The organism is Agrococcus versicolor, from assembly GCF_039531815.1.
In the GTDB taxonomy this organism is placed as follows: Bacteria; Actinomycetota; Actinomycetes; order Actinomycetales; family Microbacteriaceae; genus Agrococcus; species Agrococcus versicolor.
Window position 1 is genome coordinate 255747 of record NZ_BAAAQT010000008.1, and the last position, 13360, is coordinate 269106.

At 74.8% G+C, this 13360-nt stretch carries 12 protein-coding genes; 1 reads left to right on the top strand and 11 read right to left on the bottom strand.

Annotated features, from left to right (window positions below; genetic code table 11):
- Nucleotides 1-75: 75 nt before the first annotated feature.
- The 11 genes from ABD249_RS13575 to ABD249_RS13625 form a co-directional block, all read right to left on the bottom strand.
- Entirely contained in the window at nucleotides 76-528 is a 453-nt protein-coding gene (locus tag ABD249_RS13575) for a hypothetical protein (RefSeq protein WP_344344450.1), read from the bottom strand.
- A gap of 63 nt (nucleotides 529-591) precedes the next feature.
- Entirely contained in the window at nucleotides 592-3441 is a 2850-nt protein-coding gene (locus tag ABD249_RS13580) for a fibronectin type III domain-containing protein (RefSeq protein WP_344344452.1), read from the bottom strand.
- A 133-nt stretch (nucleotides 3442-3574) separates the two neighbouring features.
- Nucleotides 3575-4384 carry an alpha/beta fold hydrolase gene (locus ABD249_RS13585; protein ID WP_344344454.1) on the bottom strand — a complete coding sequence of 270 codons (810 nt, stop codon included), beginning with the start codon at nucleotides 4382-4384 and terminating at the stop codon, nucleotides 3575-3577.
- Between the two features lie 86 nt (nucleotides 4385-4470).
- Complete coding sequence (locus tag ABD249_RS13590) at nucleotides 4471-5847, bottom strand: FAD-binding oxidoreductase (protein ID WP_344344456.1); 1377 nt, start codon at nucleotides 5845-5847, stop codon at nucleotides 4471-4473.
- A 153-nt stretch (nucleotides 5848-6000) separates the two neighbouring features.
- On the bottom strand, nucleotides 6001-7020 hold the full coding sequence (locus ABD249_RS13595) for an alpha/beta hydrolase (protein WP_344344458.1): 1020 nt from the start codon (nucleotides 7018-7020) through the stop codon (nucleotides 6001-6003).
- Between the two features lie 48 nt (nucleotides 7021-7068).
- Nucleotides 7069-7650, bottom strand: coding sequence for a putative glycolipid-binding domain-containing protein (locus ABD249_RS13600; RefSeq protein WP_344344460.1), 582 nt, complete (start codon nucleotides 7648-7650; stop codon nucleotides 7069-7071).
- Between the two features lie 113 nt (nucleotides 7651-7763).
- Complete coding sequence (locus ABD249_RS13605; RefSeq protein WP_344344461.1) at nucleotides 7764-8963, bottom strand: cobalamin-independent methionine synthase II family protein; 1200 nt, start codon at nucleotides 8961-8963, stop codon at nucleotides 7764-7766.
- Nucleotides 8964-8973: 10 nt separating this feature from the next.
- Nucleotides 8974-11046 (bottom strand): hypothetical protein, encoded by a 2073-nt coding sequence (locus ABD249_RS13610; RefSeq protein ID WP_344344463.1) that lies wholly within the window; start codon nucleotides 11044-11046, stop codon nucleotides 8974-8976.
- Nucleotides 11047-11115: 69 nt separating this feature from the next.
- Entirely contained in the window at nucleotides 11116-11931 is an 816-nt protein-coding gene (locus tag ABD249_RS13615; RefSeq protein ID WP_425546341.1) for a sulfite exporter TauE/SafE family protein, read from the bottom strand.
- Between the two features lie 97 nt (nucleotides 11932-12028).
- Nucleotides 12029-12658 (bottom strand): winged helix-turn-helix domain-containing protein, encoded by a 630-nt coding sequence (locus tag ABD249_RS13620; RefSeq protein WP_344344467.1) that lies wholly within the window; start codon nucleotides 12656-12658, stop codon nucleotides 12029-12031.
- Entirely contained in the window at nucleotides 12655-12792 is a 138-nt protein-coding gene (locus ABD249_RS13625; protein WP_344344469.1) for a hypothetical protein, read from the bottom strand. Before ABD249_RS13625 ends, ABD249_RS13620 begins: the two co-directional genes overlap by 4 nt.
- 158 nt (nucleotides 12793-12950) lie before the next feature.
- Here ABD249_RS13625 and ABD249_RS13630 point away from each other — a divergent pair, with 158 nt between their 5' ends.
- Nucleotides 12951-13319 (top strand): FKBP-type peptidyl-prolyl cis-trans isomerase, encoded by a 369-nt coding sequence (locus ABD249_RS13630; RefSeq protein ID WP_344344471.1) that lies wholly within the window; start codon nucleotides 12951-12953, stop codon nucleotides 13317-13319.
- The last annotated feature ends 41 nt before the right edge of the window (nucleotides 13320-13360 follow it).

The window sequence follows — 13360 nt, forward strand, 5'->3', positions numbered from 1 at the left end:
CTACTGCGCCGCGGCTGTGCGCGACGCCGCCGCTCCGTGGGCTCGATCGCGTGCCGGGGTCGAGCGTCGTGCAGGTCAGTCGTGGCAGGGGTGGAGGCGGACGGTCCCGATCGCGTTCGTGAGGCCGAGCGCGACGAAGCCGGGCTGGGCCTCCGGCCCGTATCGGCCCGGGTCGTCGCCCGCCTGCACGAGCGCGATGGCGTCCTGCGAGGTCCGCTCGAGCGTCTCGGCGGCCGAGATCACGGCCTCGACGAGCTCGGCCGACTCTGGCCCATCGATCTGCGGCAGCACGTCGCTCGCGGCGGCGGCGGTCTCCTCGCCCAGGGCGGAGTAGCCCTCGAAGAGCGGCACGTTCGCCTCGGGCTCGCCCGACGCGGCCGGCTCGGGCACGCGCGCATCCGCCGCATCGTAGGCGGCGAGCACGGCGTCGAACCGCTCGCAGTCGGCCGCCGCGGGTTCGGGCACGCACCCGGTGAGCGCGAGGCTCAGCACGAGGATCGGGATGCCGAGGCCTGCCGTCGCGCGCATGGCACGAGCATGCTCGCGACGGATGGGTGGCGGCTGGGTGCCCGGCCGCCACCCGTCACGGCATCAGCCGGCGATGCCGCGTCGGCGCAGCAGGGCGCCGGCCGCGAGCGCGCCGAGCGCGAGCACCAGCAGGGGGAGGAGCGCATCCGAGCCCGTGCGCGGCAGGGCGCCCGTGCCCGAGGCGGTCGGCTGCACGGGTGCGGGGGTGACCGGCGTGGCACCCGGCACGCCACCGGCGCCCGGCGTCCCACCGGCACCAGGCACCGGCGGCTGCGAGCCGCCCGGCGTCGCCGGCGCCGCGGCGACGGCGAACGCCACCAGCACGGGCTCGCGTGCGTCGAGGGAGACGGCGAGCTCGTACGCGCCCGCAGCCGTGTCGGCCGGGATGCGTGCGGTCAGCGCGAGCACGCCGTCCTCGCCGATCGTCGCCTCCGCCAGCGGCACGGCTGCGGCTGCAGCGTCGACGAGCGTCATCGGCGCCGCACCGGCCGGCTGCAGCACGACGCGCACCGTCGACCCCGTCGGCAGCGACGAGGCCGAGACGGTCACGGCGTCGCTCGGCAGCACCGTGGTGCCCGCGAGCGGCGAGCCCGTCGGTCCGGTCACGGTCGGCGCGAACGCGAACGGCGTCGCCGACGCCTGCGCGGACGGCGGACCGGTGCCGAGATCCGTGCGCGCGCCGACGCGGAAGTCGTACGCGACGCCGTTCTCGAGCCCGGTCACGACGGCGGTGCCGGATGCCACGTCGACCTCGGCGGTCGCGACCATCCAGTCGTTGCCGCTCGAGAACTGCTCGACGTAGTAGCCCGTGATCGGCGAGCCACCGTCGGAGGCGGGGGCCGCCCACGAGAGCGAGACCGTCGCGTCGCCGGCGACGGCGGCCAGACCGGTCGGCGAGCCGGGCGGGCCGGGCCAGATGACGCTCGCCGTACCGGGGGCGCCGAGGCCCGCGGTCGTCACGTACCGCACCTCGAAGCTCGCGCGCTCACCCGGGGTGAGCGAGGAGGACGAGACGAGGAACGTCGTGGCGTCGGCGGGCAGCGGGTAGACCGCGCCGTCCTCGACGTACGTCAGCTCGACGCGCTGCAGCGTGCCCGCGCCGAGCGATGCGGGCGGCTCCCACGAGACGCGGATGCCGGGCTCGCCGGAGCGCTGCACGACGGCCTGCACCGACGTCGGCGCGTCGGCCGGCACGGAGAGGGGCGGCTCGACGACGGTGATCGACGTCGGCACGGCCACGACCGGTCCGACCCCGTTCGTGGCGAGGACGGTGAAGGCGAACCGGCCGGTCTCGGTCGGCGTGCCCGACAGGACGCCGCCCGAGGCCACGGTGAGGCCGGCGGGCAGCGTGCCCTCGATGGTGACGGTCGCGCGGGGGATGCCGCCGACGATGTACGAGTGCCTCGCGGGCTGGTCGACGACGAGCTCGCCGGCGAGCTCCTGCACGACCGGCGGCAGGAGGAACGGGTCGACGAAGGTGCGGAAGTCGAGGTCGGCGCCCGGCGAGCTCTCGCCACCCGGGTACGCGTCGTTGCCGAGGAACCAGGTGCGGCCGCCCTCGAGCGCGCGGAGCACGAACCGGTAGCCCGAGCCCGCGGTCATGGGCACGGGCCGGTCGAGCGCCACGGTCATCCACCCCGGGGTCATCCGAGCGGTCCCGGTGCCGAGCACGGTCGAGCCGTCGGCATCGAGGACGTCGATGGCGAACGACTGCCCGTTGGTCCCGGCAGCCTGCTCGACGTGCACGGCGATGGCGTCGAGCGCGCCCGTGCGGCCGGCCACGAACGACTGCGTCACCGAGCCGCTGACGATCTGGCTCGACGTCGCGCCCTCGCTCGCCTGGTCGAGCGTGCCCGTGAGCGCAGGCCGGACGACGACGGTCGAGTCGACGGAGGCCTCACCCGCCGTGCTGGCGGCGGTCACTCGGAAGGCGTAGGTGCCGGCCGCGGTCGGCGTCCCCGCGAGCACGCCCTCGGGCGACACCGTCATGCCGGGCGGGAGCGTGCCGGTCGCGGTGACGGCCGGCTGCGGCGTCCCCGCGATCGCGTACGCGTACGGCGCTGCCGCCGTGCGCGCGATCAGCGGCGTCGGCGTGCCCGAGATCGTGGGCGCGACGGGCGTGGGCGAGACGGTGATGGTCGAGTCGTAGCCGACCGTGCCCGCGGGGTTCGACCCGACGAGCCGGAGCGCGTAGGTACCCGCCTGCGTGGGCGTGCCCGACAGCACGCCGGTGCTCGACAGCGACAGCCCGGGCGGCATGGAGCCCTGCCACGAGACGTCGATGACGGGGGTGCCTTGCACGTCGTAGGTGAACGTCATCGGCGTGCCCACCGTCAGCGTCGCCGGGGTGCCGGAGAACGACACGGGCGTCGCCGGCACGTCGACGTAGGTGCGGAAGGCGATGTCCAGGCCCTGCTCGGACGAGGTGCCGGCGGCGTAGCCGTCGTCGAGCGGGAAGGTGAGCACGCCGTTCGGCGAATCCACGAGGATCGCGATCTGGTACGTCGTCCCGGCGACCAGCGGTCGCAGCGACGTCATCGGCACCTGCACCCAGCCCTCCTGGCTCGTGGAGGTCCTCGCCGACGCCATCAGCCCGTCCGGTCCGCCGACGGCGATCGAGAACGGCACGGTGGTGGCGACGAACCCGGTCACGAGGAGCTCGACCGTGACGAGGGCGCCCGAGCGTCCAGCGACGAACGTCTGCCCCAGCGGGCCCGACGCCTGCCCGCGGGTGGTCGACGAGACGGTGTCCGAGCCTTCGTTCGACTGATCGAGGGTCGACACCGCGTTCGCGGCCGTCGGGGGCAGGATCAGCACGCCGGCGAGGGCGGTCGTGGATGCGACGGCGAGCGCGACGAACGCGCGAAGCGCTCTGCGGATCGGACGTGCGGGAACCTCGAGGCTGTGGGCCATCGGTCCACCTTCGCTAGAGCGACGCGACGTCGCGGAGAAGTGAGTCGGGCTCACCGTACCCTGCGGAGTCGCATCCGCCGCACGATCGGCCGCATTCGGCTCACGACACGCCGGTCGGCGCGCCGCGAGCGCCTCAGGTGCGCGCGAGGAACGCCAGCAGGCCGCGGTCGAACGCCTCGGGCTGCTCGATGTTCGTCGCATGCCCCGCGCGCAGGATCACCGCCGACTCCCCCTCGGGCGCGAGCGCCGCGGCCGCTGCGGCGTGCGTCGCTGGCCACAGCTCGCTCTCGGCACCCGCGACGAGCAGCACGGGGATGTCCGTGCTCGCGATGACGGGTCGCCAGTCGGCCTTCGCGTGGTCGCCGAGGACGTCGAGCTCGGCCGGGCTGAGCCCGCCGCGGCCCGCGTCGCCCATGGCCTGCAGGATGCGCACGAGGCGCATCCCCCGCCGCCAGATCGGCGTGCCGACGCCCGTGGGCGGGATGCCCTCGGCGAAGAACGTGTCGCGATTGCTCGCGTCGTAGCCGTAGTAGCCGTGCAGCCAGCCGTCGCCGTTCTGCATGCGCGGCGTCTGGTCGACCACGACGATGCTGCGCAGGCGGTCGGTGCCGTGCGCCTCGACGTACGCCCAGATGGTGTTGCCGCCCATCGAGCCGCCGACGAGCGTGACGTCGCGCAGCTCGAGCTGCTCGAGCACCGCGGCGAGGTCGGCGGCGCGCCGCTGCATCGTGACGCCGCGACCGATGGCCTCGGTGGCGCCGTGGCCGCGCAGGTCGACCGCGAGGACGCGGTAGCCGGCGTCGCTCAGCGAGCGGATCTGGAACCGCCACGACGTCGCCGCCGCCTTGAATCCGGCGACGAGCACCACGACGCGACCCGTCGGATCCCCGTGCTCGGCGACGTGGACGCGGTACCCGTCGTCGACGGTCACGATGCTGCTCACGAGAGCCTCCAGGGTCGGTGCTCGCCACTCTCGTGCGCTCGCGCGGCATCGGCACGCGACACGCCGCATCGATGCGGAGCGACGGATCAGACGGGGATCGCCTTGCCGGGGTTGAGCAGGCCGCGCGGGTCGAAGGCGTGCTTCACCGCCGCGTGCAGCTCGCGCTCGACGCCCGTGATCTCGACGGCCGCCGCATCGAGCTTCAGGAGGCCCACGCCGTGCTCGCCCGTCGCGGTGCCGCCGAGCGCCTGGCACTCGTCGACGATGCGGTCGAACGCGACCTTCGCCCGCGCCCGCGCCTCCGCGTCGTCGGCCGCGACGACGATGAGCGGATGCAGGTTGCCGTCGCCCGCGTGCGCGATGTTCGCGATCGTGACGTCGGCCTCCGCCGCGATCCGCTCGATGCGCGCGAGCATCTCGGGCACCTGCATGCGCGGCACGCAGATGTCCTCGGTGAGCACCGGTCCGAGGCGCTCGAGCGCGGGGTAGGCGAGGCGGCGCGCGCGGAACAGGCGGTCGATCTCGTCGGGGTCGGAGGCGCGCTCGATGCCGGACGCGTCGGCGGCGGCCAGGTGCGCGGCGACGCGATCGGCGAGCGCCTCGCCCGCCTGGCCCGTCTCGTCGACGCGCGCGAGCAGCATCGCGGCGGCGTCGTCGGGGATGCCGAGGCCCTGCCACGCGTTGACGGCCCGCAGGCACGTGGCGTCGACGAGCTCGAGCGCCGCCGGCACGATGCCGTCGCGCGCGATCGCGGCGACGGCGCGGCCCGCGTCGGTGAGCGACGAGAAGGTGCCGACGACGACGCGATCCTCGCGGCCGGACAGCGGCAGGAGCTTGAGCCGCGCCTCGACGACGATCGCGAGCGTCCCCTCGCTGCCGACGACGAGCGACGTGAGGTCGTAGCCCGTGACGCCCTTCGCCGTCGACCGGCCGATGCGGGCGACGCGGCCGTCGGCGAGCACGACCGTGAGGCCCATGACGTAGTCGGTCGTGACGCCGTACTTCACGCAGCAGATGCCGCCGGCGTTCGTCGCGACGTTGCCGCCGATCGTCGAGATGGCCTGGCTCGCCGGATCCGGCGGGTACCAGAGGCCGTGGGTCGCGACGTGGCGGCGCAGGTCGTCGTTGAGCACGCCGGCCTCGGCGACGACGAAGCGCTCGTCGACGTCGACCTCGACGATGCGCGTCATGCGCTCGAGGCTCAGGAGGATGCAGCCGGCGATCGCGTTGGCGCCGCCCGAGAGCCCCGTGCCGGCGCCGCGCGGCACGATCGGCGTGCCCGTGGCGTTCGCGACCTCGACGGTCGCGACCACGTCGTCGAGCGTCTCGGCGAGCACGACGGCGGCGGGCGGCGCGTACGGCGCCCACTCGGCGTCGTCGTGCGCGTAGGCCTCGCGGGTCGCGTCGTCGGTCAGCACCTGCTCGGCGCGCAGCCTGCCGCGCAGCTCGTCGACGACGCCCATCCGCACCCCTCCTCGCGTACGCCTCGACCCTACGCCGCACCTCGTGGCGGGCCCTCGGCCACCGCATCCACGGCTGAGCGCACCGCGAGACGACATGTGCGGCCCGCGCCCCGCTCACGCGAGATCGCGGCGGCGACGCACATCGAGCGCCGGTCAGTCGAGCCGCAGCCCCGCCCGCAGCGCCTCGTGCAGCTCGCGCTCGAACGTCCGCGATCCGGGGGCGTTCGGCACGACGCGGTCGAAGCCGTGGAAGGCGCCGGGCACCTCGACGACCTCCACCTCGACGCCCACGTCGCGGAGGCGGTCGGCGTAGGCGAGGTCCTCCTCGTGGAAGAGGTCGAGCTCGCCGACGCCGATCCATGCCGGCGGCAGGCCCGCGAGGTCCTCGCGTCGCGCGGCGGCCGCATACGGCGGCACGCCGGGGTCGCCCGGTGCGAGGCCGAGGTACGAGGTCCAGCCGTGACGGTTCGAGCCCGCCGACCACACGAAGCGACCCGTGCCGGCGTGGTCGAGGCGCGTGACGGTGCGGTCGTCGAGCATCGGGTAGACGAGCAGCTGGAAGGCGACCGGCAGCCCCTCGTCGACCGCGACCTGCACGGTGCACGCGGCGAGCCCGCCGCCGGCGCTGTCGCCGCCGACGGCGATGCGCGTCGCGTCGATGCCCTCCGCGTCCGCCGCCTCGTGCATCCATCGCAGCGCGTCGACGCAGTCGTCGAGCGCCGAGGGGAAGGGCGCCTCGGGCGCGAGCCGGTAGTCGACGCTGACGACGCGGATGCCGAGGGCCGCCGCGATCGACGAGCAGCGGTCGTGGTACGTCACGGGGTCGCCGAGCACGTAGCCGCCGCCATGCACGTAGAGCAGCGCGGGCGTGGGCTCGTCGCCGGCGTCGACGGGCTCGTAGACGAGCACGCGCACGTCCCGACCGTCGCGGCCGGGCACGACGCGGTCGTCGACCACGACGCCGGCCGCGATCGGCGCGGGCGGGCTCGTGGCACGGCGCGACAGCGCGACGAGCCCCGAGCCGACCGCGACGTCGGGCACGAGCAGCCACGGCGTCCGGTACTGCGGGTCGACGGCGGCCGCCGCAGCCCGCACCTTGGCGATCTGCAGGCCGAGCGCGACGCCGGCGCCGACGAGCAGCGCCCCCCGCATCATCGTGGATCGTGCGCGCATGTCCGTCTCCTCGTGTCGCGCGCGCCCCTCGAGCGCGCGGGTGGCTCGCTAGGCGTCGTGGCGACGCGGCGTCGGCGACAGCCGCTCGGCGAAGCCCTCGTAGTCGACCACGACGCCGTCGTCGTCGACCGTCAGCGCGAACGCGCCGTGCTCGTCGTCGGCGTAGCGCCACGCATCGAGGCCCTCGACGGCCTCGAGCCGCGCGTAGACCTGCTGCACGCGGTGCACGGCGAGCGAGGGCACGTCGATCCACGCGACGTCCATGACAGCCTCCTCGCCGACCGCGAGGTGGCCGAGGCGGCGGATGGGGATGGCGTTCGTCAGCGGCGACGCGGCGACGTCGAGGTCGGTGACGCCGTCGAGCTCGGGGCGGTGCCGGCCGTCGACCGTCCACCGCCAGCCGTCGGTCGCGAGCTCGACGACGCGGGATCCCGTGGCCGAGAAGGCGCGCACGATCGCGCGCAGCGGGCGCGACTCGGGCGTGACGTCGACCGTGAACGAGCACGACACGGCATCCGGCGTCGCGAGCACCTCGGTGCCCTGGTACCGGCGACCGCCGTCGATCGCCGACACGCGTGCGACGGCGTGACCCGTCGACTCGTCGGTGCGTCGCCACGCGTACATGCGCATCCGGGGCTCCTCGTCTCAGCCGTCCTGCCGCGACCGTATGCCCCAGGGGCGGTCGCGCGCATCTCGACGCGCAGCGCGGGCCTCGACTCCCGACCGCACGAGGGGCCCGAACGTCAGGCCCGCACGCGCCCCGCGCCCTCGCCGAGCGCGTCGAGCTTCGCCCACGCGATCTGCCGATGCACGCGCCCGCCGAGCCCGCAGTCGGTCGACGCGACGACGCGATCGGCGCCCACGACGTCGACGAAGCGCTGGATGCGCTGCGCGACGAGGTCCGGATGCTCGACGACGTTCGTCGCATGGCTCACGACGCCCGGCGCGAGCACGAGGTCGTCGGGCACCGCGTCGCCCAGCTCGCCCCACACCGCCCACTCGTGCTCGTGGCGCACGTTCGCCGCCTCGAACGACAGCGACCCGACCTTCGCATCGAGCACGACCGGCAGGATGTGGCGCAGCTCGACGTCGGTCGTGTGCGGTCCGTGCCAGGAGCCCCAGCAGAGGTGGAGGCGGACGAGCTCGCGCGGCAGGCCCGCGATCGCGTGATTGAGCGCCTCGATGCGGATGCGCGTGAAGCGCTGGTAGTCCTCGATGCTCGGCTCGGGGCGGATCTGGTCGAAGTTCTCGGCGAGCGACGGATCGTCGATCTGCACGACGAGCCCGGCGTCGGTGATCGCCCGGTACTCCTCGCGCACGGCGTCGGCCCACGCGAAGAGGTGCTCCTCCTCGCTCCCGTAGTGCTGGTCGCCCACGCGCGCGGCGCTGCCGGGCGAGATGGCGGTGAGGAAGCCCTGCTCCCCCGGCTGCAGCGCCGCCTGGAGGTTGCGGACGTCGGCCTGCACCTGCGCGAGGCCCGTGAACGCGATGGGGCCCGTCGTCGTCGGGAAGGCCGTCGCCTGCTCGCCCGTGCCGATGCCCGCGGACGGGTCGGCGTACGCCTCGGCGAACGCCGTGAAGTCGCGGCGGTCGAGGAAGGCCGTGAGCCGCACGTCGCCCGGGGTCGAGAGCACGGGGTCGGGCGTGAAGAAGTCGGTGTCGGTGAGCGAGAGGCCCGAGTAGCGCTGGAACGAGTACGTCCACCACGCGCCGTAGTCGATCGCCGCGCGCATCGTGTGGCCGTACTCGCCGTCGCCGACGAGCGTGATGCCCGCCTCGCGCTGCCGGGCGACGACGTCGGCGACGGCCGCGGCGACGGCGGCCTCGTGCTCGCCCGTCGCCTCGAAGGTGAAGCCGTCGGCCGAGAGCGGCCTGGCGCGGTTCGCCTCGAGCAGCGCGTCGGTGCGCGGCAGGCTGCCTGCGGTGGTGGTCTGGATGCTCATGCCGCCGACGCTAGGTCGGCAGGCCCGGGTGCGGCGAGGGCGCGCGTCGCGCGGCGTCATGCGCGGTCAGCGGCTGCGATGCGGGCTGCTGCGACGCGGGCTGCCCGACGGCCACGGGACCGCGCGCACGACGCATCGTCTGCAGGTCGATCGTCGAGGCCTGCAGGCGCCACGCATCCGAGGCGTCCTCGAGGCGGCAGCACAGCACGGTCGCGACGGGGATCGTGAGGTACAGCACCGAGATCGTCGTCGACTCGTCGTCGGCGAGCGCGCCGAGCGTGCGCGCCACGATGACCGACCCGAGCACGGCCATCTGCACGGCGAACGGCGCGACGATGGCGCGCGCATCCCCCTCCTTCGTCCCCGTGCGCGGGGCGCCGAGCAGCAGGAGGCCCGCGAGGCTCAGCACGACCACGAGGGCCTGCTCGTAGTCGTCGCGCCAGACGCCCGGCAGCAGCTGCCCGGCGTGCATCGTCAGCACGGGCACGAGGGCGAGACGCAGCAGCAGGTGCCGGTCGACGACGTCGCGACGTCGCACGGCACCCCAGATGGCGAGGCCGAGCACGGCGACGAGGACGACGGCCGCGATCTGCGACGGCGACGCGGCGAAGCGCGGCCAGGGCAGTCCGAGGTCGAGGGACGCGAGCATCCACAGCTGCAGCGGCACCGCGACGGCGAGCGCGACGATCGCGCCGACGCGCCCGGTCGTGCGCCGGAACGCGGGCAGCAGGATCGGCAGGAGCAGGAGCGTCGAGGCGAGGAGCGTGAGGAGCGTCGCGTTCGTCGAGAGCGCCGCCCCGACGGCGTCGCCGATCTCGGGCGACGTCGACAGGAGCCGCATGAGGAGGTAGGTGACGAAGAACGAGAGGTAGGCCATCCCCGCCATGATCGACAGCACGACGATCGTGAGCACGTGGCCGCGCGGGCGCAGCGGACGGCGCCCCGAGCGGGCGACGAGCCAGACCACGAGGCCTCCGACGAGCAGCGCGTGCGGCCACGACGACGGCGGCCCGATGCCCCAGAGGTTCGCGTCGACGTCGCCGAAGAGGGTGGACAGCGGTCCCATGCGCAGCGCGACGACCGCGAGGGCGATCGCGGCGGCGGCGATCGGCACCCAGCTCGCGAGCAGGACGCGCCGGCCGATGCGGTCGGCGCGCGCGTGCACCTGCTGGGCGTAGACGGCGACGGCCAGGATGGCGATCGCGCCGATCGCGACGAGCACGGGGAAGGCGAGGTTCGTCCACGAGGTCAGGAAGACCCACTCGAACGGCTCGATGGCGCCGACCCAGGTGACGAGGCCCCACTGGATCGCGAGCGCGAACGCCGCCGCGACCGCGAGGTGCACCCGCTGGCGCGACAGCAGCGCCGCGAGCACCGCGAGGGTCGACGCGGCGAGCCCGGCGCCGGCGATGCCGGCGACCCACCCGATGGCCTGCCCCGGCCCCGAGGTCACGAGCCCGAGCGTCACGGCCGACGACAGCACCGTGAGGGCGACGGACGCCCACCGCCACCGGGGTCTGCCGACCTGCAGCAGCATCGTGGCGGAGGCGAATCCGAGCCCGAAGGTCGTCATCAGCGCGACCCAGCCGACGACGTCGTGCGCCCAGGCGCGCGAGGGCACGTCGCCCGGATACGTCATGACGACGCCGGGCGTGAGCAGGATGTCGGCGAACAGCAGCCACGCGGCGAGCAGCACGACCGCGAGCGCGACGGCCGTCCACGGCACGCCGCGCGGCACCAGGCGCCGGAGGCGACCCGCCCACCAGACGCGCAGCACGCGGCCGATCGTGGTGCGCTGGCCGACGGCTGGGGAGGGCTGCGGGGTGGACGACGCGGTCGGATGCTGCGGCGGAGGCCACGAGCCGTAGGCCGGGGACGGCGGCGGACCGGCCTCCCGGGCGGGGGTCGAGGCGGGCCACGCGACCGAGGGCGCAGGGGCGGCGGGGCGCGCGTACGCGGGCGACGGCGGCGGCTCGCCCGGATGCTGCGGCGGATCGGCGCGGTGCGGCGGCTCGGCGCGGGGCGGCCACGGCGCAGGCTCGCCCTGCGTGCCGCTCGGCGGCGGCGTGCCACGCGCATCCATGCGCCGAGCATGCCCTGCCCGGATGCGAGATGCCAGGGAGCGCCCGCCTGATCGCGGGGCGCGAGCGCGTCAGGCGGTCGCGTCGCCTCGCTGCTCGCGCGGCGTGCGCGCCTGCCACGCCTCGATCGCCGTCTTCACGAGCACGGCGACGAGGAAGACCGCGAAGAGGATCGTCGCGGCGCGGGGGTCGAGGATCGTCGCGACCCAGGCGCCGAGCGCGGTCGTGAGGCACGCGGCCCCGCCGACGATGCCGGCGGCGACGAGGTCGACGTTCCTCCGCACGAGGTTGCCGATCGTGCCCGAGATGGCCGTCGGCACCATCATGAGCATCGACGTGCCCTTCGCGACGAGGTCGCTCGACTCGAACAGCAGGATGAGCGCGGGCACGACGACGACGCCGCCGCCGATGCCGATGAGGCCCGAGAGCACGCCGGTGAGGAGGCCGACGATCACGAGGCCCGCGATGGTCCAGCCGTCGAGCTCGATGCCGTCGCCGCGCTCGGGGACGACGAGGAAGAGCTGCACGGCGACGACGAGCGCGAAGACCATGAAGACGATGCGCACCGCGGCGACGGACAGGCGCGCGAGCAGCAGCGCGCCGAGCTGGGCGCCGACGACCGCGCCGGCGGCGAGGAGCGCGGCGGCGAGCACGTCGACGCTGCCGCGCGTCGCGTAGGCGATGACGCCCACGGCGCTCGTCGGCACGATCGCGGCGAGCGACGTGCCGCTCGCGAGCTTGCGCGGCAGCCCGCCGAACGCGAGCAGCAGCGGCACGATGACGATGCCGCCACCGACGCCGAAGAGCCCCGACATGAAGCCCGCCACGAGCCCGATGAGCACGAACGCGACGTAGCGGCGGGCGGGGCGGGCGGTCTCGGTGGGCATCGGCATCCATCCTGGCACCGCGCGGGCGCAGCCGGCAGCCGATCCGCGATCCCGGGCTCGCGGGCCCATGCCGCCGCCTGCGCCGATCGGGCCGGGGTCAGCCCTGCGGCGTCGGCTCGCTGCGCGGATCGGGGTTGACCGTGGCGAACAGGAAGGCGCGCCGGCTGCCCGGCGGGCGCCGCGACGGGTCGGACGAGCGGCCCTCGAGATGCGCCGTGAGGGCGACGATGCGCTCGCCGAGCTCGCGCAGCTCGTCGGCCGTCGCCCACACCTCGGAGCTGTTGATCATGACGGTGCGCACCCACTCGGGGTCGCCGACCGGTGGCGTGGCGAGGAAGTCGACGACGCGGCTCGCCTCGCGCTGCACGTAGAGGGAGCCGAGCGCGGCCGACGTGCGCACGGATGCCGCATCCTCGGGGTCCGGGCGGAGGTTGCGGCTCGCGTGCACGGGTCGCCACGGCTTCGCGGTGCCGCGCGGCTCGGCGCGCTCGATGTAGCCGGCCTTCTCGAGCTGCCGCAGATGGAACGAGCAGTTCGACGGGCTCTCGCCCACGCGCTCGGCGATCTCGGTCGCCGTGGCCTCCAGCAGGTCGTCGAGCACGGCGAGGATCTCGACGCGCAGCGGGTGCGCGAGCGCCCGCAGCACGGCCGGATCGCTCGTGACGAGCGACCGGGCGGCGGGATCGGGCGTCGCCTCCGGCAGAGCCGATGCGTCGGCGTCGGTCATCGCAGCAGCCCGTGCGTCGCGATCGCCGTCTGCCGCAGCTGCGCGTGGCGCTGCTCGACGGCGTCCGCGAGGCGACGGGCGCGGTGGATCTCCTCGTCGCGTCCCGGTCGGATGTCGCTGTGGATGCGTCGCATGGCCTGCTCCCTTCGTCGCCCCGCGATCTGCGGGTTGTTCGAAAGCATACCTTCGAAAGAGCCACTTCGCAAGACTTGCTTCACACGGGCGAGCGCAGCGGGTTCGCCGTTCGCGCAAGGCCGCGCGCACCGCGACGGACGTGCGGTTGGATGGAGGCATGAGCGACCTGACGCGTCCCGAGATCGACGCACCCACCGGCCCCGCCCCCTCCGAGCTCGTCATCCGCGACGTCGTCGTCGGCGAGGGCGCCGAGGCGACGCCCGGCGCGACCGTCGAGGTGCACTACCTCGGCGTCGAGCACGACTCCGGCGAGGAGTTCGACGCGTCGTGGAACCGCGGCCAGTCGATCGAGTTCCCGCTGCGCGGCCTGATCGCCGGCTGGCAGGAGGGCATCCCGGGCATGAAGGTCGGCGGACGTCGCGAGCTCACGATCCCGCCGCACCTCGCCTACGGCCCCGCGGGCGGCGGACACCGCCTCTCGGGCAAGACGCTCGTCTTCGTCATCGACCTGCTCGGCGTGCGCTGACCGCACCCGTCCCGCGCCCTGCGCAGCACGAGGCCCCCGCC